At 45.2% G+C, this 26,339-nt stretch carries 19 protein-coding genes; 8 read left to right on the top strand and 11 right to left on the bottom strand.

Translation table 11 applies throughout. From position 1 onward, the window contains the following. Positions 1–69 precede the first annotated feature (69 nt). Positions 70–618, top strand: a complete 549-nt coding sequence (locus tag RIC07_RS36435) for a DUF4334 domain-containing protein (protein WP_446398766.1) — start codon at positions 70–72, stop codon at positions 616–618. A 206-nt stretch (positions 619–824) separates the two neighbouring features. Here RIC07_RS36435 and RIC07_RS36430 read toward each other — a convergent pair whose 3' ends face one another. After that, entirely contained in the window at positions 825–1,268 is a 444-nt protein-coding gene (locus RIC07_RS36430) for a SufE family protein (protein ID WP_006104027.1), read from the bottom strand. 301 nt (positions 1,269–1,569) lie between these two features. Here RIC07_RS36430 and RIC07_RS36425 point away from each other — a divergent pair, with 301 nt between their 5' ends. The 3 genes from RIC07_RS36425 to RIC07_RS36415 all read left to right on the top strand — a co-directional run bounded on the left by RIC07_RS36425 (position 1,570) and on the right by RIC07_RS36415 (position 7,005). Further along, positions 1,570–3,948 (top strand): putative PEP-binding protein, encoded by a 2,379-nt coding sequence (locus RIC07_RS36425; RefSeq protein ID WP_446398765.1) that lies wholly within the window; start codon positions 1,570–1,572, stop codon positions 3,946–3,948. A 19-nt stretch (positions 3,949–3,967) separates the two neighbouring features. Continuing rightward, positions 3,968–5,683, top strand: a complete 1,716-nt coding sequence (locus tag RIC07_RS36420) for an asparagine synthetase B family protein (RefSeq protein ID WP_446398764.1) — start codon at positions 3,968–3,970, stop codon at positions 5,681–5,683. Between the two features lie 305 nt (positions 5,684–5,988). After that, positions 5,989–7,005 carry a potassium channel family protein gene (locus RIC07_RS36415; protein WP_446398763.1) on the top strand — a complete coding sequence of 339 codons (1,017 nt, stop codon included), beginning with the start codon at positions 5,989–5,991 and terminating at the stop codon, positions 7,003–7,005. Between the two features lie 250 nt (positions 7,006–7,255). Here RIC07_RS36415 and RIC07_RS36410 read toward each other — a convergent pair whose 3' ends face one another. The 5 genes from RIC07_RS36410 to RIC07_RS36390 all read right to left on the bottom strand — a co-directional run bounded on the left by RIC07_RS36410 (position 7,256) and on the right by RIC07_RS36390 (position 14,915). Further along, positions 7,256–8,533 (bottom strand): MFS transporter permease, encoded by a 1,278-nt coding sequence (locus tag RIC07_RS36410; protein WP_446398762.1) that lies wholly within the window; start codon positions 8,531–8,533, stop codon positions 7,256–7,258. A 79-nt stretch (positions 8,534–8,612) separates the two neighbouring features. Then, positions 8,613–9,107, bottom strand: coding sequence for a hypothetical protein (locus tag RIC07_RS36405; RefSeq protein ID WP_446398761.1), 495 nt, complete (start codon positions 9,105–9,107; stop codon positions 8,613–8,615). A gap of 270 nt (positions 9,108–9,377) precedes the next feature. Next, positions 9,378–10,562, bottom strand: a complete 1,185-nt coding sequence (locus RIC07_RS36400) for a diaminopimelate decarboxylase family protein (protein WP_446398760.1) — start codon at positions 10,560–10,562, stop codon at positions 9,378–9,380. Between the two features lie 330 nt (positions 10,563–10,892). Further along, on the bottom strand, positions 10,893–12,944 hold the full coding sequence (locus RIC07_RS36395) for a pentapeptide repeat-containing protein (RefSeq protein WP_446398759.1): 2,052 nt from the start codon (positions 12,942–12,944) through the stop codon (positions 10,893–10,895). A 195-nt stretch (positions 12,945–13,139) separates the two neighbouring features. After that, positions 13,140–14,915: an asparagine synthetase B family protein gene (locus tag RIC07_RS36390; protein WP_446398758.1), complete on the bottom strand. Its 1,776-nt coding sequence runs from the start codon at positions 14,913–14,915 to the stop codon at positions 13,140–13,142. Between the two features lie 397 nt (positions 14,916–15,312). Here RIC07_RS36390 and RIC07_RS36385 point away from each other — a divergent pair, with 397 nt between their 5' ends. Then, the gene (locus tag RIC07_RS36385) at positions 15,313–16,155 is read left to right on the top strand and encodes a Uma2 family endonuclease (protein ID WP_446398757.1); all 843 of its coding nucleotides are present in this window, start codon (positions 15,313–15,315) and stop codon (positions 16,153–16,155) included. 6 nt (positions 16,156–16,161) lie between these two features. On the opposite strand, the gene RIC07_RS36380 is transcribed toward RIC07_RS36385, so the two are convergent. Both RIC07_RS36380 and RIC07_RS36375 read right to left on the bottom strand, forming a co-directional pair. Next, positions 16,162–16,779, bottom strand: coding sequence for a DUF3859 domain-containing protein (locus RIC07_RS36380; RefSeq protein ID WP_446398756.1), 618 nt, complete (start codon positions 16,777–16,779; stop codon positions 16,162–16,164). Between the two features lie 360 nt (positions 16,780–17,139). Next, entirely contained in the window at positions 17,140–18,312 is a 1,173-nt protein-coding gene (locus tag RIC07_RS36375) for a GTPase (RefSeq protein WP_446398755.1), read from the bottom strand. 302 nt (positions 18,313–18,614) lie between these two features. Between RIC07_RS36375 and RIC07_RS36370 the strand changes: the two genes are divergently transcribed. Next, positions 18,615–19,319 carry a Uma2 family endonuclease gene (locus tag RIC07_RS36370; RefSeq protein ID WP_446398754.1) on the top strand — a complete coding sequence of 235 codons (705 nt, stop codon included), beginning with the start codon at positions 18,615–18,617 and terminating at the stop codon, positions 19,317–19,319. A gap of 389 nt (positions 19,320–19,708) precedes the next feature. On the opposite strand, the gene RIC07_RS36365 is transcribed toward RIC07_RS36370, so the two are convergent. Next, entirely contained in the window at positions 19,709–21,220 is a 1,512-nt protein-coding gene (locus RIC07_RS36365) for an FAD-dependent oxidoreductase (RefSeq protein WP_446398753.1), read from the bottom strand. A 252-nt stretch (positions 21,221–21,472) separates the two neighbouring features. Here RIC07_RS36365 and RIC07_RS36360 point away from each other — a divergent pair, with 252 nt between their 5' ends. Next, the gene (locus tag RIC07_RS36360) at positions 21,473–22,702 is read left to right on the top strand and encodes a hypothetical protein (RefSeq protein ID WP_446398752.1); all 1,230 of its coding nucleotides are present in this window, start codon (positions 21,473–21,475) and stop codon (positions 22,700–22,702) included. Here RIC07_RS36360 and RIC07_RS36355 read toward each other — a convergent pair. Beyond that, entirely contained in the window at positions 22,689–23,693 is a 1,005-nt protein-coding gene (locus RIC07_RS36355; protein ID WP_446398751.1) for an endonuclease/exonuclease/phosphatase family protein, read from the bottom strand. The two genes, RIC07_RS36360 and RIC07_RS36355, sit on opposite strands and share 14 nt — an antisense overlap. 569 nt (positions 23,694–24,262) lie before the next feature. Here RIC07_RS36355 and RIC07_RS36350 point away from each other — a divergent pair. After that, complete coding sequence (locus RIC07_RS36350) at positions 24,263–25,507, top strand: HhoA/HhoB/HtrA family serine endopeptidase (protein WP_446398750.1); 1,245 nt, start codon at positions 24,263–24,265, stop codon at positions 25,505–25,507. A gap of 73 nt (positions 25,508–25,580) precedes the next feature. On the opposite strand, the gene RIC07_RS36345 is transcribed toward RIC07_RS36350, so the two are convergent. Continuing rightward, positions 25,581–26,339, bottom strand: a 759-nt coding sequence (locus tag RIC07_RS36345; RefSeq protein ID WP_446398749.1) for a DUF2887 domain-containing protein, incomplete at its 5' end; no start/stop codon positions are given.

The raw sequence follows: 26,339 nt of genomic DNA, 5'->3' as shown, positions 1-26,339 counted from the left end.
GTTCCCTGTTCCCTGTTAAGCAGTTCCCTATCCTCACCACAAGACTTATTCAACACCCTCTATAAAAACATGCAAACAGTAGAAAGCTGCCAGTCAATTCTGAACGCAGGGAAAACGACAACCGAAACAGCGTTACAATTATTTGACGCTCTCGAACCCGTGGATTTAGACTTTATGATGGGTCGTTGGCAAGGCTCTGGACTTCATACCAATCATCCGATGGATGGTTTATTAGAAACATCGAATTGGTATGGAAAAGAATTTATTGATCCTGAGACGGTTCACCCGTTGTTATTTTCAGATGGTCAGGGAAAAATTTTTAAGGTTTCGCCCAATCCTGTAGCAATGGACTGGGTTTTGAAGTTGCCCATTCCCAAAAATGACTTTTTGAAACCTTTGCTAATGCTGACCAATTCCTTATTGAAAACTGAAGAAAGCCAAGCCAGACTCCGAATGATGGACTATCGAGGAAAAGTCAGTGCCACGATGATCTATGATCATTTGCCAATTAATGACTCGTTTCGCCAAGTAGATGACAATACTGTGTTAGGAATTATGGACTGGAAGAACTCACCCAAACCGTTCTTTTTTGTGCTTAAGCGCAGTGTCACTAATTAAGCCATATCATGTCCCTCTAAACAACCATCGTTGGGAACATGTCACCTTTGTAGTGGCGTGGCACAGCTTATTTGATAGGTTAGTTAAACCTTATGTCCAGAAACCGTAGGGGCGCACAGACGTGCGCCCGATTCAATGGTAACGCTTACGCTCTACCCAACCTACTTGAGAGTTATGTGCTTTCACCTCCATTCTCCCGAAATTGTCTAACTAGGATTCGTTGCTAATTTGAATCCCAGGGCTTTTTTCTTCATCGTCTGGAAAATATTGTAGAAGCCATTGGCACGAGAGGGAGTTAAGCTGACATTTAACCCCGTTTCTTGGATAAACTCTGGGGACACGTCCACAATGTCCTCTGGGGGGAGTCCATTCAATCCTTCAATCAGCAGCGCCACTAGCCCTTTGACTAACTGGGCATCTGAATCCCCTTGATACCATACCTTTCCATCTTCTAGGTTGGCAGTGATGTAAACCTGGGAGACGCAGCCTTGGACTTTATTTTCTGGTGTTTTGTCCGCTTCTGGCATATCCTGAAGCTTCTTGGCATACCAGAGAAGCTGTTCATACCGTTGTTTAGGATTCGTCCGTCGCTTAAATCGCTGCACAATTTTGGCGAGGGAATCGGGTAGAGGGGTTGAGGTTGATGACATACCCAGTATTCAAGACCTACTGTTCACATTTATCCTAACAAGACTTATGCCATTCTACTCATGCAACCCAGAAAACGGAAGTCAATCCTTAGTCAGGGCGGGTTTAGTTACATCTGGGTGAGGTCAAAAACGATAGTAGTGAAACCCGCCCCTACTTGGTTAGGGCGGGTTTTGCCCAAACGTTATCATCAATAGCGACAAGAGATTCCCTAAACCTGCCCCTACACACTCAACACTGTTCGCTAATCGAGTTTCCGTTATTCTAGATCACTTAACCGCGAGTGGTATTCCAAAGCAAATTGTGGACAATCTCTACTGGCTGGATCAGATTCAACCGTCACAACGTTCCCTGGTGGGAGAGAAAGCCTTTGGCTTAAGTCAACTTGAGCAACAAGGGTATCCAGTTATTCCCGGCTTTGTGATTCCAGCGATCGCGTTTTGGCAAGTCATCGCTGATTTAAGTCAATCAGAACCGTTGTTAGCCGATTTACCGCAGTCTTCGTTGTACGTGAATGTTGATAATCCCCGTCAGTTGCAACAGGTTGCTCAACATATTCGCCAAGTGATTACCTCTGCCACTGTATCAGACGGTTGGCGATCGCAGATTCTGGATGCAGCCGCAACTCTAGACGCTCCCGCCCTGATTTTACAGCCTTCTGTGTCATTTCCTGAGGTGCGATCGCTCCTGCCGATGTCTACTCATCCGGTTAACCGCAAGGATTGGGCTGAGTTTGCGCCGATTCCAGAACTTTTGGCATCTCATTATTGCCGTAAACAGCCGGATGCTCTGATCCAGACTTTAAAGCAGGTGTGGGCAGAATTGTTTCGAGCCAAAAGCTTATTTTACTGGCAACGGGTTGGCATGGGACTGGATCAGATTAATTTAGCGGTTCTGGTACAACCGATCTATGATACTTTAGCCTCTGGCGTTCTCCAGGCGAAATCTGATTTCTGTCAGATCCAAGCCACCTGGGGACTAGGGATAGCAATTACTCAGGGTAAAGTCTTACCGGATACCTATCAAATCGCGATTCCCACCCATCAACTTTTGCTAAGTCAACGAGGAAATAAAACCCTCGCCTATCGGCTGAACCCAGAACCCACAGGAAATACCGTGCAAGCTTATCCCCTCAGCCCAGGAGAACAGCAGCAGTTTGTTTTGGACGATAAGGCTTGGCAACAGATTATGGCGTTATCCAGAAAACTGCAAACCCAATTCAATCCCCCCTTTTCTTTTGACTGGACTCTTTGTAAAATTCCCAACACGACAGAACCTCAGCTATACGTGACTCAATTTCGCCCTCAGTCGGCTTCTTCTGCTGAATCATTCCCATCCCAACCTCAGTCACTGCGAGGATTATCGGCGGCGTCTGGACAAGTAACAGCCGTGGCGCAAGTGATGATTGGGGAGGAGCAAAATTGGCAGGCTATCCCCCCAGATCGAATTTTAGTGACTCAAACGATTGCTCCCGATTGGCTACCTATATTAAGACAAGCCGCCGGGGTGGTGACGGAACAGGGGGGAATGACGTCTCATGCGGCAATTGTGGCGAGGGAATTGGGGATTCCGGCGGTGGTTAATGTCCCTGGGATTACCCAATTGGTACAAACGGGGGAGGTACTGTTGGTGGATGGCGATCGCGGCGAAATTCAACGTTTAGCTAGGGATGCTAAACAGCTTGGAGAAGCTGTAGATGTCGCTGTTGAGAAGCGGGAAACCCTTGCCGATGCCCCATCACCGAGGCAGTATAACCGATTTCCGATCGCGACTCAATTGTTAGTGAATCTCAGCCAAACCCAATCTCTGGAACGAATTCAGGATTTACCCATTGATGGGATTGGCTTATTGCGATCGGAATTGATGATTTTGGATGTATTGGATAATCAACCCCCCCAGGAATGGTTGCGACAGGGGCGGAAACAGGAGTTAATCACCCGGCTTGCCCAATTGATCATGCAGTTTGCAGCAGCGTTAATGCCACGACCTGTATTTTATCGTTCCCTGGATTGGGGTGAAGCGGAATTGATCCATGGGGATACGTCGAATGTGAACGGTTCAACCTTATCGGTGGTGAATGCGATGTTGGGGCGGCGGGGGACTTATCGCTATTTACATGATCCGACGAGTTTTGATTTAGAACTGGCGGCGTTACATCAACTTTATGCTCAGGGGTATAGTAATGTTCAGTTAATGTTGCCGTTTGTGCGGACTGTTGAAGAGTTTGCCTTTTGTCGCCGTCGGGTGGAACAAGCGGGATTAATGGATAATCCTCATTTTCAACTTTGGATTATGGCAGAAGTGCCATCGATACTGTTTTTACTGCCGGATTATGTGAAAGCGGGGGTGCAGGGAATCTCGATTGGTACGAATGATCTGACGCAATTGTTATTAGCCGCCGATCGCAATTTGGGGGAGTTAGGTTCAACGTTAGATGGACGCCATCCCGCCGTCATGGGCGCGATTAAGCAATTGATCGATATGGCAAAGGTGGCGGGGATTCCTTGTGCAATATGTGGTCAAGCCCCAGCCCAGTATCCGGAAGTAGTAGAATCCTTGGTGAAATGGGGGATTCAGTCTATTTCTGTGGATGTGAATGATGTAGAAGCGACTTATCATGCGATCGCTCGCGCAGAACAACGGTTACTTTTAGATGCTGCACGGCGCTCATTAGAAGGGTGAGAATTCAATTGGATAAGATATGAGATGGTTATTGTCCCGATTAAATGATCAACAGGTTAGGGAACCCATTCCCTCGGTTCACCCAGGTTGGTTATTAGCCTGGGGGAAATTTGGCGCTGAACCCGCCGATTGTACGTTCTTGATTCCTAACCAGTTAGCGGTAACTCAGATTCAACCCGCTTTTAGTCCCCAAGGAGATTATGGGGTGGTGGGGGATATTTGGTTAAGTAATTCTGCCAGATTATTGCAACAGGTGGGAATTGAACCTGGGGATTGGCGGGGAAACGATCAAGGGTTGGTGGCGCTGTTGTGGGAACGTTGGGGACAAGATTGTTTAGAGTACCTAGAAGGGGTATTTGGACTAGCGATTTGGCATCAACCGAGTCAGAAGTTGTGGTTGGTGCGCGATCGCGTCGGCGGTCGGACGTTATATTATACGATTGTGGGTTCCTCTTGCTGGATTGCGCCTCGGTTGAGAACCCTGCGCCCCCACCATTCAACTGACTTGGATTTAGTTGCGTTGCGGGATTATTTATCTTGTGCTTTTGTCCCCGGAGAACGCACGCTTTGGCAACAGGTGCGGGAATTGCGTCCGGGTACGGTGTTGCAGTTACCTGATGGACAACCAGAACCTTACTGGCAACCGCAAGAGCAAATTACCCATCCTCAGCAAAGTTTATCATGGCACGCTCAGCAGTTGCGATCGCGCCTCGATCAGGTGGTTCAGAATTACTTACCCACCAATGAATCCGTGGGGGTTTATTTATCAGGGGGATTGGATTCCAGTTGCATCACCGCACTCACGGCTAAATTTCATTCGCATCCGGTTCATACCTACTCGATTCATTTTGGCGCAGATTGTCCCCATGAATTAGAATTTTCCAATTTAGTTGCCCACCATTGCCACACGCAACACCATATCTTAGAAATTACCCCAGAACAGATGTGGCAGCAATTACCGATAACCATGGCACAGTTGGATGATCCGATTGGTGATCCGTTAACGGTTCCCAATTATTTGTTAGCGCAACTGGCGAAGGAGGCGGTTACGATTATCCTCAATGGCGAAGGAGGAGATCCTTGTTTTGGCGGACCGAAAAATCAGCCAATGTTACTCAAGCAGTTATATGGTTCTCCGGACAATAATCCTAATTTAGTAGCGGCTTATTTGAACTCCTTTAAAAAATGCGCTCCAGATTTGCCGAGGTTGTTTCAAGCTGAAATATGGGACGCTGTTAAAGCTGTGCCATCTGTCTTTGAGACGGATTTGTTTTCCTCGGCGCAGTATTTGAATCGGTTAATGGGACTGAATATTAAATTTAAAGGCGCGGATCATATTTTAACCAAGGTGAATAATCTGACTCGTGCCGCTGGATTAGATGGGCGTTCTCCTTTGTTTGACCAGCGAATTGTGCAAATGGCAATGGAAATTCCGCCGGAATATAAACTGGCAGGGAATCAGGAGAAAGCCGTTCTCAAGCAAGCGGTTGCTGATCTCTTACCTAGGGAAATTATTCAGCGTCCCAAAAGCGGGATGATGGTGCCGGTGCAGTTTTGGTTTCGCCACTATTGGCAACGACAAACCAAGGCATTGTTGTTGTCTAAAAAATCTGCGATCGCGCCTTATTTAAATCAGTCAGTAATTCGCGATTGGATTGAGTATCGTGGAGATACCTGGAGGCGGTATGGGGTTAAACTTTGGTTGTTGGTGAGTTTGGAATATTGGCTGAATTGATGTGTTTGGGTTGGGGGCAAATGGGTGATATCGAGATTGTATTTTTTTAACGCAGAGGACGCAGAGGAAAACGCAGAGGTACGCGGAGGGGGTTAAAGGTTGGCGTGGCAGATTTTAGGGGATTCAGGAAGAAGCGGAAATGATACGATTTGTTATTGTGATTTGCTGAAACTGCATCTATTTAAGATGACAATGATTCTGGTGATTGCTACAAATAATTATATGACTCACAACTTGGGGCGGGTTTTATAATATCAGGGTGTCCAAAGACGATAATAGCTAAAACTGCTCCGAAAAGACGTGCCATGGCGTGTCTCTACCGTACTTTCTCACCCCCTTCAATGCGGCTAAACTCTCCCACCTATTTTACTCTTCTCTTACTCACGAACATTATTTTAGGAGTATTCGTTTTTCATTATGGTTTATCTATCAGTTATATTGATGCCGTGTATTTTGTCGTCACGATTGTCACGACAATTGGGTTCGGGGATTTTAATTTAGCGGCTGCACCATTAGGAATTAAAATTTATGGAATCTACCTGATGTTATCAGGAGCTGGCGGGTATGCCATTCTATTTAGTTTAGTGGTAGATCGGCTAATTAAGAATAAGCTATTGGAGATAACCGGAAAAAAAACGTATAAGATGGAAAATCATGTAATTATCTGCGGCTTTGGTAAAGTTGGACAAAAGATCCTCGACACTTTGTTACTGTTAGGGGATTCGGTTCTGGTGATTGAGAAAAATGAAGAGACACAGGTTGATCTCCTGCAAAATCAAAATATTCCCTACCTAATTGGTGACATTTGTCAATCAGAAACCCTAACTAAAGCAGCGGTTGCTAAGTGCAAAGCCATTATTTTTTGTACGGATAATGATTTAGCGAATTTAGAAGGCGCATTAACCGCGCAGGAAATTGAGCCAAATGTGCGGATAGTATTGAGAATTTATGACCAAACCTTAGCCCGCAAAATTCAGAATGGATTTAATCTTAAACTGGTGTTTTCCACATCCACATTAGCCGCACCGACATTTGCCCAAGCCGCCCATGATGAAAATATCATTAGTACCACACGGGTGCAAAATGAGGTATTTTTAACCACAAAAATTCTGATTACCGCCCAGAGTCAGTTGGATGGGATACGCTTTGCTGAGTTACAGAATCAGTTAGAAGTGGCGGGATTAGTGTTATATAAAGCCAATGGGCGGCAAATTCGGTTTCCCCAAGTGGATGAGGTATTACAGGGAGGTGATGAAATGATTGTTACGATTAGTCGAGACAGTTATAAAACGATTAAACGCCTGAATAAGCGGAAACGATAAAATCAGTAACTGTAGGGAAGCCATGCTGTAAGTAGGTGGACACAATTAAAGTTAACGGTTGAGATTAGGGAATAGGGAACAGGGAACAGGGAACAGTAAGGGTTTGAGGGTGATTTACAAACTTAATACAGTACCGTTTTCTTTTGTCCGACTACTTAATACCAAATCTGGGTTAGCCACCCCCGTTATAACTCAGTCCGCGTAGGCGGACTTGGTTTGTGTAGCTGCGGTTTCAACCGCCCAGCTTCTTTTAACCAAAACTGTCAGATGCAACCAAATAAACATCACTACTACTACTCTCACTCTCAACATCTATAAATACTGAATCTCTCCCCCCTGTGCTAATTCGACTCCGGTTAATTCCTTGAGTTACTATCTGTAATAGTCGTTGCGGTGTAAAGGATTGCAACTCGACAAAATTACCGGATTCTAACCACTCTAATTCCTCAGCCAATAACTCTCGCCGTACCTCTACCCCTAATTGTCTAACCTGTTCTGCTGATTCTGGGGAGGATTGAATAAAAAGATTGCGACTATTTAAGACATGACGCGGAAGTAATCCTAAATCATAAATCGTGACGGTACTATCAGCAAACCAATTGGGATTCGTTTGCAGTTGATGAATCAGAGTAACTCCGTGAGGACTGGCATTATGCAGGGCGTAAACCTTTAATTCTGGGTTGCGTCTAAGCATATCTAGTACCGTTGAAAAAATGCCTTGGGGATACCCGGTAATACTTAATACGGCACAGTTATTTTCAAAGTGAAAATTATTGGCAATCAACAGTTGAGCAATTGTCGCACTATCACAGACGACAACTCGGTCAAAACTATAGGCGGTGATATCTGGATTAATGGATGTGGGTAAACGTTCCTGATTCGGAGGAGGTAAAAGTTGCTCAACTGTACCATTAATTTCTTGCCAACGTTCTAACCAAGTTTGGAATTGACTAGGTGTGACGGAAAAACTTTGGGACAATGTGCTTTGACGACGCAACTGGCGAATTCCTAAATAGAACGATAACATCCCGACAATAATGGTTATCGCGAATTGGAAAAAAATCAGCCAATCACTTCCACTACCCCCTACAGGAGAGAGGAAAAGGGATAAAATTCCATAGGCGAGGAGAAATCCACCAATAACTTGTAAAAATCGGGCATTGCGATTACGGATTTTTCGAGACGTATTGGCAGAATTGCTTATTCTGTAACAGGCAAAAATTAATAGCGGAATCCCGATGTAAGGGACAATAAAACTTAAAATTAAGGCGAAAATTTGCAGAGCAAGATTATTGACTTTGCGTTTAAGTCGCTTATTGATGAGATAGTATAATTGTTTGGGGGTAAAACATAGAGTACCGTTGACTGAGAGATCCGAGATGGCTTTGGCAAAAAATGGATCAGTGATTTTGGTTTGACCCATAGTTGTGGGTTCAAAGACAAAGGGATGTCCGCAATTTTTGCAGCGTCCTTGATTGGCGGTGCGGTCTTTGAGATTATTGTCTGTTTGGCATTGAATACATTTCATAAATTGGCTATTCTAAAGTTAGAATTATGCATCCTTTATTGCTAGATTGTATGAAATTATATTAAACCTCTCTAGTAAATTAATCCTCTACGTCTGCAGATGCTACGGAAAGGTGTAATTCTCCTCCTCCTTTTTTTAAGCTGAAATCAACGATTAATAATTTATATTCAGCAAAGTACTTCTTCTTTCGAGCCATTAGTTCCTCTAATAATTCCTTAAGTGTTTGTTTCTCATCTGGCACGTCCTCAAATATACTCCTATCATTCATTGATTCAACAATTTGATCCATGTCGAAATCGTTTAAAAAGGTAAGATTCCATGCAGCTATAGCCAGCTTAAATAAGGTATGATGGGATTCTAAATCACTTGCCATTGCTCTATAGGGTTCAATAAACTGCCACAAGACAACAGACATTTTTATTTCCCCTTTCGGCTCAATCAAAATCTCTTCACAATTTTGAGCTAAAGGATTTTTCTTTAAATTTTGATGAAGCCGCTCTAGGTTTTTGTACTTTAAAGTTTTATTTTTACTTTGTTTCAGTAATTCTTTAAACCCTTTTGCTTTTTTAGCCATTTTTTTGATCCTTATACTTGAAATCCATTTTTAATTCTAAGAGTAAGTAGGTTGGTGGAAATAAACTCAACCGTGTTAAGTTATGTTAACAAGCCTCAAACCCTTACAAATGACGAATGACGAATGACGAATGACGATCCCCACCGTTAACTTTAATTGTCCCCACCTACTTATTGTATCAACTGACTTCAACTAGCCAACAATGGTACTTGTAACTGTTAATGCTAATCCAGGTTGACCCAACCTCCCCAAAAATATTATCACCAAGCGCTAGATTGGTGAAGTAAATACCTGATTATTTAACAAAACACTATAATCTTCCCGTTTTCTGATTAATCGATGAGTCCCCTGTTCGACTAAAACCTCAGCCGGACGCGGACGGTGTAAGAAATGGGACGACATGGCGTATCCGTAAGCACCGCTGTCGAGAATCGCGATAACATCTCCATTCTTTAACGCGGGGAGTTGGCAATTGCGTCCCAAGTAATCCCGTGAATAGGTTGTATTTCCACAGACATCTGTGGGATACTGTTCACGCTGGTTATCGGTGAAACTGATAATTTTTCGATAGCCACCATGTACCGAAGGAACGGATAGATTCGCCACGGTGGTATCAACACCGACAATTTGTTTGCCATTTTGCCACTTAACTGAAACGACTTTTGCCAACAAGGACGCACATCCTGCGATCGCGGCACGTCCAGGTTCTATAATTAAATCTATAGTTCTGCTGATTGTCTCTAGTTTCTGAGTTATTGCCTGACCAAATCCTTGCCAATCAAAGGCGACGCTATTCCCCTGATAAGGATAACCAAATCCACCGCCAAAGTCTAAATAGTTCCAATCGGGTAATTGTTGACCAATCTCGCATAAGGAATCAATCACTTGGGTAAAGGCTTTGGTGGCATTTGTCCCCGTTCCGCGATAAAAATGGATACCATTGAGTTGTAATCCGGCTGATTGGGTAATTTTCAGCGCATCGGGGAATTCGTCGGGTCGAACTCCAATCCGGCTATCTCCAGTTAATTCCGGTACATTTAAGCGTAATCCTAAGTTTAATCGGGGTAATTTAGGGGTTAAACTCTGATAGACTTGACAGCATAAATCTAATTGGGAAATACTATCTAAATTTAAGGTAGTAATTCCCCAGTGGAGAACTTGCTCCATTTCCGCACGATTTAAATTACTGCCACTGTAAACAATGTTATCCGGGGTAAATCCCGCCGTTAATCCTAAATAGATATCTCCAGGTGTATTGGCGTGAAGTCCCCACCCCTCTTGCTGGAAAATTTGCAGCAACGAGATATTGCCATTCGTCACACTCGCAAACTGGAACCGAGTGCGCGGATAGGGGACAGCGTAAGAGATATAACGAATTGTATCCCGTATGCGATCGCCTTGATAAACATAGAGGGGTGAACCGTAGATATTCAGTAATTCTTGGTCATTTGTCATGGGTCATTGGTTATTGGTCATATCGGTGTTTGTAGGGGCGACCCGCCTGCATCAATGAACAACTCTTTTCCTATCAATTTTGTCGGGTCGCCCTTTGTTCTGCGGATGCTTCGCTTTTTGTTCCATGGGGAGACCAGCGGATGCTTCGCTTTTGTTGCACGGGAGAAGGGGAACCGGACTCTCTTGCTCCCCTCTTGCTCCCCTCTCCCAAGCTTGGGAGAGGGGCTGGGGGTGAGGGCTGGCGTGGGAGAGGGGCTGGGGGTGAGGGGGAAAAACTGGGAAGCATCCCTACATTTAGGTGTACCATTAGCACTGAGAAACCACTATAGTTCACAACCCGAATAATTTTGTAATCAACGGCTGCAACTTATTCCACGCTTCAAACAACGTCGCCGCCGTAGGTAATCCGACAATAATTCCTTTCAACATCGTCGTCGCTCGTTTCGCCGTTTTCTGGTTTCCCTTTTCCTGGGGATTTTTCCCCGCTTCGGCTAACGTTTTAACCTGTTCTAACGCCTCCGCCTTATCCTCCTCATCTAAATTCGATTCCGCTTCAATCGCCGCTTGCAGTTGCGCCAGCAGTTCTTTGATTCCTGGTTTATCGGGTTCGGGAGACTCCGGTAACTGGTTAAGCGAATTGCTAACACTACCGCTAATTTCACCCAGGTTCATTACCCCTGGGTTACTGACATCACCGCCGCCAACAGCACCGACGCTACCACCAGCCGATACTTGAATTTCGCTTTTTTCAGACATTGTATCTCCTTGACTATAGTAAGTTTGGGCAGAAATCCCAGGACGCTTAATTGCTGCTTCCACTAAACCTGTCAGCATCTTAACCTGTCCATCTTTCTCCGCTAAAAGTTGTTGTAGCGCAGCCGGGGACAAGGCTTGCAATTCATTATAAGTAGTGAAATAGGCGTGATGCAGTTCAGAACGGTTTGCTTGAGGTGACGTTTCCGCACGAATTAACACTTTATCGCGATGTTTTCCCCGTTTCTCAATCGAAACAATATCCAGTTCAGCTTCTGGATGGGTTTCGGTAAGTTGTTGGAACGCCATGGCAATTAAACGCGGGTCATCCACTTGGTTGTGATAAAGGTCAAGGGTTTGTACCATGGGAGCAATGAAGTCGGCAAATTCACCATCTTCAAAGTTTTTGTTCCAATCATCTGGTTTGCGGTGGGGATTGGGGTCAAGGCTATCGACTAGGCGCATGAAGACATACTCACATTGAATACCATTGAGTTGGGTTTCTGGAGTGATACCCCAATCTTCAATACAAGCGCCGGTTAATGTGGCTCCAGTTAAATCCGTGTAGTCGAGTTGGGTTTGGACGAGTTTGGCTCTGGATAAATCAGTATCTTGCAAGTTGGCTTGGCTTAAATCAGCACCGATAAAACTGGTATCGGCTAAGTTTGCGCCTTGTAAGTTGACACCGCGCAGGTTGTAGCGGTCAAAGTTCTGAGCTTGTCCCTGTCGGGTAATGAGTAGTTGTCGCACCTGAGCATCTTTAATATAAGTGATGCCAGGACGAACGCGATCGAGTTTTTGGGTTTGATGGAAGCAAGTACGGATAAGAGTAGCTTGTCTCAAGTCGGTACTTTTGAGTTTGGCAGATGTAAAATTAGCATCGGTTAAGTCAGCACGGCGAAAGCTTGTCCCGCCTGTAGCAGCTAATGTAATTGCAACTCCCCGAATCCAAGCCTCTCTTTCATCTCCCTTGATGGCTCGCCAGCCAATGTAAGCGCTCAAGAGCGTGACAGCAACAGCGAAAGCGACAGCGACAGCTCCAGCGAAAACGACAGCGAAAGCGACAGCTCCAGCGAAAGCGACAGCTCCAGCGACAGCGAAAGCGACAGCTCCAGCGACAGCGAAAGCGACAGCTCCAGCGACAGCTCCAGCGACAGCGACAGCTCCAGCGACAGCGACAGCTCCAGCGACAGCGACAGCGACAGCTCCAGCGACAGCTCCAGCGAGAGTGAAAGCTCCAGCGACTAAACCTTTGCGGAGCATAACAACAAAAAAGATTGCCAGAATTATCAAACTTACCCAGCCTACAATAAGATCCTCGGTATGGCCACCCTCAAAAATAAACTCTATCAAAGCACCAATGAGGATTGACAAAAATCCTGATATCCCTGGAATTATCCATGAGCTGATAACTAAAGCTATTGCCCAACGCTTTTGTAATCCAGCCTTAGCGCCGCTAAAGTTCGCCCCCGTCAACTTAGCCTTAGTAAAATTTGCCCCTCGGATATCCGCTTCACTAAAATCTGCCCCAGAGAGGTCTTTTCCTTTAAAGGATTGACCTCTCAAGTTTTCACCACTGAAATCGCGTCTCCCAGCAGCGTACAGATTCAAAACTTCACTGGCTTTCATTTCTCAAGAAACAGGCAACAGTAAACAGCGAACGGACAATCATGGATCTCAAATTAAGCTAAAAACGATGGAGTGGGGTAGGTTCACCTCATTGGATAGTAGGGGCGCACCGACGTGCGCCCTCACCCCGGATGTGTACTCGATTGAACTGAATTAAATCCGCCCTTCTGGTAAAACGAATAACTAAGCAATTCATCATTCATCCCGCAATTTCCAATACCATCGCCAAAACCGAGACGGTAACCAGAACGGATGTAACCCAGAATACCCAGATACCGTTTCATTTAACACCCTCCTGCGCCAAACTTGCCACATCAGCAATAACCAGAGAATCTCACCCACTCGTCGCCCTCGCAAATAGGCGCTAAATTCCCCTTTAATCAGTTGCAGGGGTAATTGCGGTTGCCATCGTCCTTCGGCGTCCAAAATACCCGAATTTAACCAATATCCTACCTCAGACCATAACTCATTTAAACACCACGCCGTTAAAGGAACCCCCATCCCCCGTTTTTCCCGCCACACCACCTCTGACGGTAACCAAGATTCCACCGCACGTTTGAGGATATATTTTTCACAAGCACCCCGCAGGTAGAACTCCCCTGGTATCTGAAATGTCCACTCGGATAACGGAATGTCACAAAAGGGCGATCGCACCCACAATCCATGAGAGAATGCTAAGTTAGTCGCCCGTGGGTGGATATTTTGTGCGCCTTTTAACATTAACGTCGCCCGACGCAATCGGTCTAAAAGAGTCGTGGTAAACTTAGCATCTAAAGCCTCTGCCAACCATTGTTCCGGTTGTACCGATAACTCCTGTTTTATTGGATTCTGAAATACCCGCTCCTCATATCCCCAGAGACGGTGAAACGTTCGTAAATACTGTTGGGTAAACTCTGTATTTCCGTTGGGATGTTCTTGATTATAAACACCAGCCGCAATTAGCGGTTTATTTGTCCATCCCGCAAAAAGTTGGTCGCCCCCTTCCCCATTAAAAATCACTTTTGTATCTTGACTCGCCGCTTGACACAACAGATATAAAGGAACCGTTACCCCATCCCCAAAGGGTAAATCTAACGCCGTCGCTGTCGCTTGAATCGCTTGCTTAATCCGACGGGGTGTGGCATCAACTTGAACCAGGGGAATATTCAGATAGTCAGCCACTTGTTCAGCATAGGGCAATTCCGAGACTCCCGCTAACCCAAAATCTAAACTATAGGCTTTAACCTTTACTCCCGCTTGCACTAATAATGCCGCTATTGTAGATGAATCTAACCCGCCAGAGAGAAAAACGCCAACGGGCTCACTGGGTAAATTTTCCAGTTGTCGATGAACGGCATTTTTTAACAGGCTTTGCAGTTGAGAGATGGCTTCATCTTCATCGTGAATCAGTACAGAGGCAGATTGCCATTGATAATAACGATGAGTGCTATGGGTTAAGTCGTGTTCAGAGGTAATTTGCCAGGTTTCTAGGGTTCCAGCCGCTACGGAAAAAATAGTAGATACTGGCGTCAACGGTGTGGGAACATAAGAAAAACAGCTATAGCCATACAATCCATGATTATTCACCTCTGGTGTTTTAAGCAGGGGTAATAATAGCTGCAACTTAGACGCAAACCAGATAACATTTCCCTGTTTTGTCCAATAGAGAGGGACACGTCCAAAGGGTTCGCGTCCTAAAATTAGGTGATTATTTTCTACCTTAACCCAAGCATCGGCTGAGTCGTGAAAACCAGAAGCGGATAACGCGGCGATGATACCCTCTTCATTGGTGAAGGAATTAGTCGGATTACTGCCAATATAACCAACCCGCCCATTTAACCTACCCTTTACAGAGACTTTGTTGAGGTGATGTTTCAATGGTTTTGATGTTTCTAAACCTGTCGCGACGACGAGAAGTTTGGTTAACATCGCTTCAAGTTTATCGGGTGACTCTATACCCCAATAGCCGATAAATTGATAGGGATTACTCACAATAATCAAATCTTGAATTAATTTAAGTACAATAGCCCTGAAATACGCACTTTAATATATCGTAGTGGTGTGTCACACCTAAGCAAAATGAATTAGCATTCCATCCAGAAACTGTAGGGGCGCACTGAGGTGCGCCCTTTTCCCACAGTGACGTGCGCCCGATTCAATGGTCACATCTATAGTTGTTGTTTTGTCGGATATTGGCAACCCAACACGATGATAGGCTCGCATCCATGACTACTGGCGTGACCCAGCTAAAATTGTGGATTAGATTTGACGTTTAAACCGGGCGCACGCCATGCGCCCCTACAATGCTAATCCACCAATTAAGGTGTGCCACGCCACTACGAACCGTTAAAATAGTGGAATAGATTTTATCAATAACTCTAATCATCAAATGACTCAATTACCCCGCCAAACAGAACCCCCACTTCCCCCTTGGCAAACCCTGCCAACGATGTATGATTTACCTAGCGAAAATCCGGAGGAACCTGGTTTGCCTGATGAGTTCCATTTTTTGCAACCGTTGTTACTATATTTGACGTTTTTACCGCAAAATTGGTATCCAGATAGAGTTTTCAGTGCTTGTGATTTGAATCTCTATTATGACCCTACTCATCCAAACTGGTATAAACGTCCTGATTGGTTCGGAGTTGTCGGTGTACCAAGGCTTTATCAGGAACGCGATATGCGTTTGAGTTATGTGTGTTGGCAAGAACGGGTGAATCCCTTTATCGTGGTGGAGTTATTGTCTCCAGGTACGGAAGATGAAGATTTGGGTCAAAGGGAAAGCGAATTAAGACATCCGCCGACAAAGTGGCGAGTTTATGAAGAGATTCTGCGGATTCCTTACTATGTAATTTTTAGTCGCTATACTAATGAATGGCAAGCATTTCATCTGGTTGGCGGTCATTATGAGTCTGTAGATTTGACTCAAGGCTGTTTACCAATACCGGAGTTGGGATTAAGTTTAGGCGTATGGCAAGGTAATTTTCGCGGGTTTAACCGACTGTGGCTACGGTGGATGACACTGGAGGGGAATTGGATTTCTTTACCCACGGAAGAAACAGAGGTGGCGAGACAAGAAACGGAAGTCGCCAGACAAGAAACGGAAGCCGCCAGACAAGAAACAGAAGCCGCCAGACAAGAAACAGAAATGGCGAAACGACGGGTTCAAGAATTAGCCGCACGATTACGAGAGTTAGGTATTGATCCCGATGATTTGGAAAATAGCGAATAGTTCCGATTATTTAACTGTAAATGATTTTTGGTCGAGTGCGCGATCGCCTAATCTCATCCGCACTTGCCAATCCCCCATGGTTGCAGTAGAACCCAAGGTGTGACGACAATAGGTAGACCAAACCTCTCGGTCAATTTTACTGGTTTGATAGCGATTCTGATGCACAATTTGACCATTGGGGTTAATCCAATCACACTGTAAGGAAAGCTTTTGTCCCACAGGTGCGTCTTGTAAGGTAACCCGGTAGACTATCTCTTGGCGATTAAAATCCGATATCGGTTCACACGTCTGCTGATTCGGGGTAATGCAACTTTGAGAGACAGACACTGCCGCGATCGCACGTTGGCGATTTACAATGAATACCGTAGAAGCCGCGATCGCACCCACTATCGCCACCCCTACTCCTATCCCAATCCAGCGATTCCGTTTTTGTTGAACGGCTAACGCTTGACGACGACGTAGTTGGATTAGCGCTTCATCCAGCAACTCTGGTGGTAGATTCAATTCCTGCAAAATCTGCTGAATTTCTTGGCGGTCAATTTCAGCCTCGTGGCGTCTGGCTAATTGATCCACCTCAGCAACGAGTTGCGTTAACTGATCTTGAGTAAGTCGTTCATCAGTCACAATTAATTACTTCTAAACCAGAAGCTTGAGACTATCTACTTTCTCTTTAACATAAAAGTTCTTTTGTGTCAAGGTTAGCGCTGTGACCCAGACTCCGCCATTCATACTGAGTTGCGCTCAAACGTAGTAGATAGGAAGAGCAGGGGAAGCTGGGGGAGCGGGGGAAGCTGGGGAAGCTGCTGACTTTTCACGCCATCTAGAAAAATCGATATCAAACCTAACTCCCCAACCCCCCTCGTTCCCCCCTATTAGATCCCCCTCTTCCCTTTTGATCCCCCTTCCGTCCCCCTTCAAAAGGGGGAGACCAGATAAAGACAGCGAGTTCTCCGCCGTTAACTTTAATTGTCCCCACCTACTTACTTATTCAATATCAATTTTGCGAGGGGGGGTTATGGGTTCCTCTTTCAAAGTTTTCTGACCCGTTCGGGCATAAAACTTATATTGTTCAAGAATAATTTTTGCCAGTTCAGAAAGGGGGATTTCATGTCCCTCCAGTTTGCGTTTCAGATAATATTTGAGAGACTCGATATAAGCTAAACCCAGCGCCAACGTTAGCGCGGCGGCGGTGGAGGCGGAAATTGCACCGCCCACAATTGTCCCAGCACCTGGTATCATCTTAAGTAAATTCGCCGCGATCGCTCTCCCCACAGTTGCCACGCCGCCAACTCCGACAATGGTTGAGAGTACGGTGCTGGTAAAGGCGCGATCAAAAGGTAACCCAAAGATAGCCGTGATATTCGCTAGCATCACAGTTTGCATGGTGACTAATATTGGTGCATCAGAAAAGGGAATCGGAGACGCACCGACTAATGCAGAACCTGCTACATATCCCGTCACATATTTAAACGCTTCCCCAGCTTTTAAGGTAATATTGCGACTCTGTTCTCTCAGAAATGCCTTACGTGCTTCGGTAGACAGAAGATTAGCCGTTACTTCGACCAGATGGTCTAAACCATGGGCTTTAATTGTATACTCATCATCGATGGGTTTAGGCTGGGCAAGAACCGCAACAATCTGAGAAACGGGTAAATTTTTACTATCTAAAAATACTTGAAACTCACTGCGCTTTCGGGTTAAGGTTTGGGTGACGACTAAAATAATTGGTACATCTTGTAGTTGCAGCTTATTCAGCCATTCTTCCTCGACTTCATCAAATCGTCCCGCCTCATGTTCTAAACAGTACCAAATCACATGAATATGTTCTTGGGCGGCTTGTAACCGTTGCGTTTCAATTAATTCCGCCACATCTAAGCGAACCTGTTGAATCTGTTCTGGATTGAGTTCAAGTCCAGGGGTATCGTAAACCGTAATCGGACATCCTTTTTTCCGGTAGCGTCGGATGGTTTGGGTAACTGGATAACCCACCCCAGTTTCGGCTAAACGAGATTGGAAAATCGCATTAATTAGTGTACTTTTGCCCACACCCGTTTTGCCAATGACCAATACATTACACTGTCCCGTGTCCTTTCCGGCGTCTTCGTAGGCTTCGCTCATTTTGTCCAAAAGCTGATCAACTGAAAAATCCTCTGCCATTCCCAGTCATTCCTTGGTCGTTGTCTGAGATAGAACCACGCTATCCACTGCTTTCTTAGTGTATCAAGTTGTGCGATCGCGCTCATTACTTATCTATAGCACTACGCACTCTAGTTAGGACATACAAGAAAAATTCAAATCGCTCAATCCCTTGTCAGGTAAGCTTTTATCTTCACTATTGCCTATGAAACACCGAGCGTGTTACCGAGCGAAGCCGAGGTAAGCCGAGGTGTTGCCTATTCCCTATTCCCGCTTCGCGTAGCGCTATACAATAGAGCTTATGGATAGGGAGATACTACGCGATGACAACGGTAACCAGCAAGCCTAAAATTACCTGGGAGAAGCTACCGGATGATTTCCCCTTACCCGATGAGCCAGTGGATAATATTGATCAGCCAACATTAGCCGCCGCATTAAGCGACAGTTTAGAAGTAACAGGGCGATTGCGAGAAACGATGCTTGTCGCCACGAATTACGGTGTTTGCGCCCGGTTAGATGGCAAGATTGTGGTAAAAGCTCCTGATTGGATGTATGTCCCTCGGATTCAGGTGTCGCCAGAAAACGTGCGTCGTAGTTATACGCCTCACCTGCAAGGAGATATTCCAGGGATTGTGATGGAGTTTCTCTCAGATACAGAAGGCGGTGAATATTCAATCAAGCCGACTTATCCTCCGGGAAAATGGTATTTTTATGAGCAAGTCTTGCGAGTCCCCCAGTATGCAATTTTTGAACCCCAACAAGGGGTGCTGGAAGTCTATCAGCTTAACGATTCTGGGCGTTATACCCTACAACAACCCCAGGAGAATCGCTACTGGATAGACGCACTCGGTTTATTTTTAGGGGTGTGGGAAGGAACCAAGGGAAACCGCCAGGGGTATTGGTTGCGGTGGTGGGATGAATCTGGGCAACTGTTACCCTGGGGAGTAGAATTAGTGGAGCAGGAACAACAACGTGTTCAAGCTTTGATAGAGCAGTTAAGAGCGGCTGGAATTGAGCCAGAGGCTTAATAAGCTGTTCGGCATTTAAACTTAAACTGTAATGTCAATAATTGCTCTCAATCCTTGCCGTAGTGCGAGCATCTTGCTCGCTACTAATATAGCAGTAGACACATCGATTAGGACTTTCGGCACCATTGTAGAGACGTTGCATGCAACGTCTCTACATAAATGATATCATGTCCGGTCAAACACCCCAAATAAAAACGCCTGAAACCCTTGTTATTACGGCATTGCAATTATGGGCAATCGTCAAGACATGATATGATGTGTCCTAACAGCCATGGCGGTTGCTATAATACCCAATTTAAATGCATGACCGCTTATCAAGCTCCCTCAGCTTCCCCTGCTTCCCCTGCTTCCCCAGCTCCCCCTCACCACATACAGTTATTCAGCAGCTCCTATTTAACCCTTTCCATCTCCTTAACCGCTGGTCCGTGGAGAATTTGTCCATCACAGCTAAAGCGGGAACCGTGACAGGGACAATCCCAACTCTTCTCGGCACTATTCCAATCGACGATACAGCCTAAGTGAGGACAAACGGCGGAAACCGCATGAATTGAACCCTTTTCATCTCGATACGCGGCGACTTTGTTCCCATCAATGGTGAGCAGTTTCCCTTCCCCTTTGCTAACATCAGCAAAAGAGGACTCATCTAACCCCTTCAAGCGATCGCCAATCCAATGCTTACCCACGTCCAAATTCTCTTTGATCGAGGTTTCTGAGATAAAGGGAGTGGCGCGAGTGGCGTCATATAAATCTGCCCAGGGATTGGAACGTCCTAAAATCTGATCAGACAGGATCATCCCCGATAGGGTACTCTTGGTCATACCCCAGAGACTAAATCCCGTGGCGACATAAATATGATTGTTAACTGGGGTTAATTTACCAATGTAGGGTAACTTGTCGAAGGATACCATATCCTGGGTTGACCAGCGATACTCGAAGGTATCTATGCCGAACTGGGTGCGACCATAGTCTTCTAAACGCAGATATCGTTCCTCTGTCTGGGTAACTGTACCCGTTTTATGACTCTCACCACCAATCAGTAAGAGTACACCATCATTGTAGGGCGTCGTCCGTAGCGATCGATAATGTTCACCAATGCCAATAAACATCCCATCGGGTGCTTTGGCTGGATCAATCGAAGCGGCGACAATATAAGAACGTTTCGGATAGGCTTTAGCAAAAAACAGTCCTTGATCCAGAATGGGCAAATTTGTGGTGACAATTACATCTTTGGCTTTAAGTACCCCCCTAGTCGTTTGAACTTGACAAGGGCTATCTTCGTCAACGGTTTCCACTCGCGTATCGTCAAACAAATAGCTACCATTACCTGGAATGGTTCTCGCCAAATGGAGCAAATATTTACGGGCATGAAACTGCGCTTGATTTTCAAACTTTACGGCTCCCTCAATGGGAAAGGGGAGTGAGGTTTCTTTGACAAAAGAGGCAGGAATTCCTAACTTTATCGCCGCTTCTACTTCAGCTTCAATTTGACTCAACTGTTCTGGAGAATCGGCAAAAGTGTAGGCACTTTGACGGCTAAAATCACAATCAATCTGTTCCTCTTTAACCAGTTGAGCCACCTGCTCAATTGCCGCCTGGTTAGACTCTCCATAAAGGCGGGCTTTGTCTTCTCCCAATTGTTGAATGAGATCGGCATAGATTAACTTGTGCAGCGATGTTATCTTTGCCGTTGTATGACCACTCACGCCCATAGCAACTCGTTTCGACTCAATCACCGCAACGGTTTTACCCGCACGCTTTAACAGGGTCGCAGCGGTCAGTCCAGCGATTCCAGCACCAACAATCGCTACATCGACAACAAGGTTGTTGATAAAAGGAGAAAATGTAGACGTTGGCGTTGAATCAATCCAAAATGAAGCAGGTTTTCCAGCAAGCAAAGTCATGGGTGTATAAAATTAGGCAGTATTGTTCTACTGTAATGGAGGAGTTGGACGCGCTTTCATCTATCTTTGGGAGGAAGAATTTTTAAGGCGACTGTTGATACTCGATCTGGGTTGAGCATCTAAAATTAAAGTTTACGGTTAAAATTGGGGAATAAGAAGCAAAAAGTAAGTTCCAAGAAAGTCCACTTGTGGGGAGTTTTGGGTAAATCTTATCTAACGGAAACTATTGATCTAACGGACAAAGAATAGCTAATGAACCAAGAGCGATCGCAGGACTATACCTCGACTCATCCCTCTGCGCCCCTATCACCTGGCGCTGAGAAAACCCAAACGCCCTCTAACCCTACTCATACTCCCACATTGTCCCCAACCAATCCATCGGAAAAACCAACCTACACAGAAATGACGACTCGCCTACAAGCCTGGAGTCAGTTGATTAAGTCGGTAACACCTTATATTTGGGTGGCGGTTATCCTAATTGTGATTATCCCGCTGATCGGAAGTGGTTTTATTGCTAGTTCATTATCAACCGATGCGGCGAGTTCAGAGAAGCCAAAAAGTGAGGTTGTCACCATTGAACGGACTGTACCGGATCAGGAGAAGATTGATCGCGCGATCGCAACCGCAATTACCCATGCTCATCATACAGCAGAACAGTTCGCCTCAGACCAACTCGATGGGTGGGTTGATCAACTCATGAGTCGCGTGGATGGTAATTTCCTGGATTGGTATTTTGATTATTTTAATCAAAAGAAACTGGAATTTAGCGCTCCATTTGTCTGGGTATCTTCAGCCGTCTCTCACTGGATGGATACCACAAAACCGACTCCAAATCAAGCTGTCGCCGAAAAAATGACGGAGGAATTCCAAACAGAATTCACCAAACGAGTCCTCCGCCCTAAAATTGCCCAACTTCAATTGGAACACATCACCAGAGATACGGTAAATTTATATATTGCTGACTTGGAAAACAACATTTCCAACATTCAAACTCAGTACCAGATTCCGCAAGGAGAATGGGAGCGCTATTTGGATGATATTGCGGTAACGATTCGAGATACGGAAGGCAATCTGTCTAATTTATCGTTAAAAGTTTTAGTTGGCGGGAGTACGTACTTATTTGCCAAAGCCATGATTCCCGTTGTCACCAAAATTGGCAGTAAAGTTGCCGTATCCTTTGCCGGAAAAGCCTCCGCTAAAATGGCAGCCAAAACGGGTGGCGCTGTAGCTGGTAAATTCGGCGCTCAGTTTCTTGATCCGATTGTTGGCGTAGGAATTATTATCTGGGATGTTTGGGATTATCAGCATACCGTAAACATTGAGCGCCCTGTTTTGCGGGAAGCGATTCGGGATTATTTACAAGAAGTTAAGGCGTCCCTATTGAATAATCCAGATAATGGCATTATGGCAGCGATTTATCAGTTAGAGGGAGGGATTTTGAAGTCGGCTTGTAGTAAGGGCTTTAGCCCTATATTCTGTTAGTGTTCCTGTCCGATATCACCAAATCGACAATTAAGGGACGATGATCGGAACCAATATTTCCGGCGGTGCGAATCTTTAAAACATTGATTTCTGGACTAATCAGACAATGATCCAGAGGAATCTGTAACATTGGCGCACCTTGGGGCCAAGTAGGGAGAATTCCAAAACCGGCTCGCGCATTTTTCAATCCAGTCTGACGGATAAATTTGCGGTAATAGGGAGACCACATTGTTGTATTCAAATCACCGATGACGGCATGAATAGTGTTGGTTAAACTTATCACCTTTCCCAGTTCTAAAAGTTGCTGATTGCGCGAATTAAAATACTCCGCATTAATCGGCGGTAATGGATGAGTGGCAATAATAGAAACCGTTTGCCCTTGCCACTGTACCTCAGTAAAAATAGAGGGAATATCATACTCGGTGAACGATTTAATCTCCGTATTTCGCAGAGGAATCGCACTGTATACAGCAATGCCAAAGTTATCAAATCTAGGGTGAACAATCTGGTAAGGAAGGAGAGGCTTAAGTGCTTCCAGTTGCTGTGACCAAATTGGATTAACTTCTTGGACAACGAGCAGTTGAGGCTTTTCGGCTTTGACCAAGGAGATAAACTCAGCATAACGCTGGTTATCACTATAGACATTTGCCAGTAACACTCGCAACGGTTGTCCGGAAGGCGTATTTATATCCGAAAATTGGGGAATATACCAGGGAATAACCTCTACAGCATTAAGGGTTAAACAAAACAAACTAATCAACCACCAGGTTTTTCGTCGTGCTAAGGACAATAAGAGCAAAACAATACAACTAATGATGAAGTATTGCACTTTGAAGTGGGAGAGTAATTCAAAATATCGGTGGAATCCTCCCAGATAAGCAGCTACAGATAAGAGAAGACAAGGAATGAGTCCCGTGAGTCCTAACCCAAAGGCGATATTCTTGATGTCAATTTGTCGGGATGTTGGTTGAGAGAACCAGAAGTGTTTCATATCGAGTGGCTGTAGCGGTACAGTAAGCCGTCATACATTGAGATAGGGTATTAGTAGCGAGCAAGATGCTCGCACTATGAGGATGGGAGGCATTATATTAAGGTTTAAATACCAAACCGCTTATCCTCGCCATAGCCAGGGGAGTTGTTGGAATCTATTTCTCATCGAATCTCCCTTATGCAAGAGGGAGTATCCTATAATTACGGTAAGCACAACCTCAAGAGGAGGATTCCTCCAAAGCACCTAGACGGCTACAGCACAAATCCAGAAATCTTCACATCAGCGAAACTACACTGTCATAAGCACGTCACAAAGAGTATCTACATTGATAAATGTCAGCGATAGATCATCGTGATTCCTTCCCAGCCAACGGATTCACCGACCGACGCCAGACCCGGTTAATACCTTATCCGCAAATAATTATCACAAAGTTAATGGGGGTGTTAGCCATGGGTGGGAGAGAGTTGATTAGGATTCGGGTTTTCTCTACCTGGAAACGAATTAACCGAACTCCGACAAACTGTAACTGACATCATCCAAATCAATCCTATTTCAACAGCAGAATCATTATGGTATTTAACAGGAAAACATCCAACTCTCATGACAGTGACGCTTCCCCTGTAAAAAAAGCCGTCACCTATCTATCCCTGATGTTGCTAGGCGCTGGTGTTTCCTTTGGCGCCAACTCTGTCATCTCCGGTAATCCTCAAGTTTCAGCCAACTCCATTGTTCCCCAATCCTCTCAGGTTTTGGGAGGAATCATTCCTCCAGCTAACCTGTCCACTCCCCAAAACAGCAATTTTATTACTAAGGTTGTGGATACTGTGGGACCCGCAGTTGTGCGGATTAACGCCTCCAAAACTGTGACGTCTCAAGTTCCCGATGCATTTAATAACCCGTTTTTCCGCGAGTTCTTCGGATCTCAAATTCCGGAACAACCGCAGCAGCGAGTAGAACGGGGAACGGGTTCGGGGTTCATTATTAACACCGATGGGATGATTCTCACCAATGCTCACGTTGTTGATGGTGCGGATCAAGTGGATGTGGTTCTCAAAGATGGTCGCACATTTGCGGGAGAAGTGCTAGGAACTGACCCCGTAACCGATGTGGCGGTGATCAAAGTTGAAGCCGATAATCTCCCCATTGTCACCTTAGGGGATTCGGAGCAACTCAAACCGGGGGAATGGGCGATCGCGATCGGGAATCCGCTAGGATTAGATAATACCGTCACCACAGGTATTATCAGTGCGACAGGACGTTCCAGTTCAGAAGTAGGCGTTCCCGATAAGCGCGTCCAATTTATCCAAACAGACGCCGCAATTAATCCCGGTAACTCAGGTGGACCCCTGCTAAATGCATCCGGTGAAGTGATTGGGATGAATACAGCAATTATTCAAGGCGCTCAAGGGTTAGGATTTTCTATTCCGATTAATACAGCGCAACGAATTGCCCAACAATTAATTGCTAACGGGGAAGTTGAACATCCATTCTTAGGAATTCAGATGGTCACATTAACCCCTGAGTTGAAAGAAAACATCAACAAAAATCCCAATTCTGGTCTGACTGTTGATGAAAGTAAAGGGGTACTAATTGCCAGAGTGATGCGGAATTCTCCGGCTGATAAAGCTGGATTGCGAGCCGGGGATGTGATTCAGAAAATTAATGGTGAGTCGATCAAAGATGCCGAAGATGTCCAAAAGGTGGTGCAAACGACGCAAATAGGTGGCGATTTAAACCTAGAATTACGCCGCGATCGCAAAAATGTTGAGGTGACAGTACAACCCGGTGCTTTGCCAACGCAAATGCAGCAGTAAGGTTGATCAAAAATAGTAGAGACGTTACATGATAGTAGAGACGTTGCATGCAACGTCTCTACTGTTCCCGGTGTCAATTCCCTTCAATCCCCTGTTGCACCATTTGTTTAGTTAGGGGAGAGGATGTTAAATCCAGAGTCTTGGGGTACGTTTTCAAGATGGTTTCCACCGTCGCCTTCCATAAATCAGAGAGAACTTGACGCCAAGCCTGACGCTGTAGGGTATGGGATTCCTGATTGCACCATTGTGCGATCGCCTGGGATAAATCTTCAATCCGATCCGGTAACGGTGCTATCCACTCCTGTAATTCTGCCAAATCTTGAGCGGAAAACAAGTCACGCTGATTCGTTAAGAGTTGAATAAAAGCGGCAACTTTTTGTTTCTGAAATAACTGTTCTGTCTGTTGTACAACCTCTATCGGTAAATCTTGCAACTGGGCGATTTGTGGCAACCTTAAGCCAAATTCTATCATGCGCGGTATCGCGGCTAACTTGGCTTTGATTTCACCTTCTTCTAAGGCTTCTTGATAAACTTTAGTTTGCTTGAGTTCACTTAAGCTGAACATCGCTTCAATCTCCTCGCGGCTTTTTTGGGGTAATTTGTAAACAAGGATTGTCTCAATTAAATTGATTAGGTTGCGCTGAGTTGCTTGATCATCTATCTGTATTTGAGTTTGTGCGACTAATCGTCTTGCTCGTTCCGGTGCAGTGTCCTCATCCTCAATCACCAGCTTAACCATTTCAATCCCAAGGGAACCCGATGAGGTTTCTCCTAATTCATCAATATAAATGCGTGTGACTCGATTGAGGGCAAGGATTTCACCAAATTGAAA

The sequence above is a fragment of the Coleofasciculus sp. E1-EBD-02 genome (genome assembly GCF_040218245.1).
In the GTDB taxonomy this organism is placed as follows: domain Bacteria; phylum Cyanobacteriota; class Cyanobacteriia; order Cyanobacteriales; family Coleofasciculaceae; genus Coleofasciculus.
The sequence above is the reverse complement of the archived record's forward strand: the minus strand, read 5'-3'. Positions and strand labels throughout refer to the sequence as shown.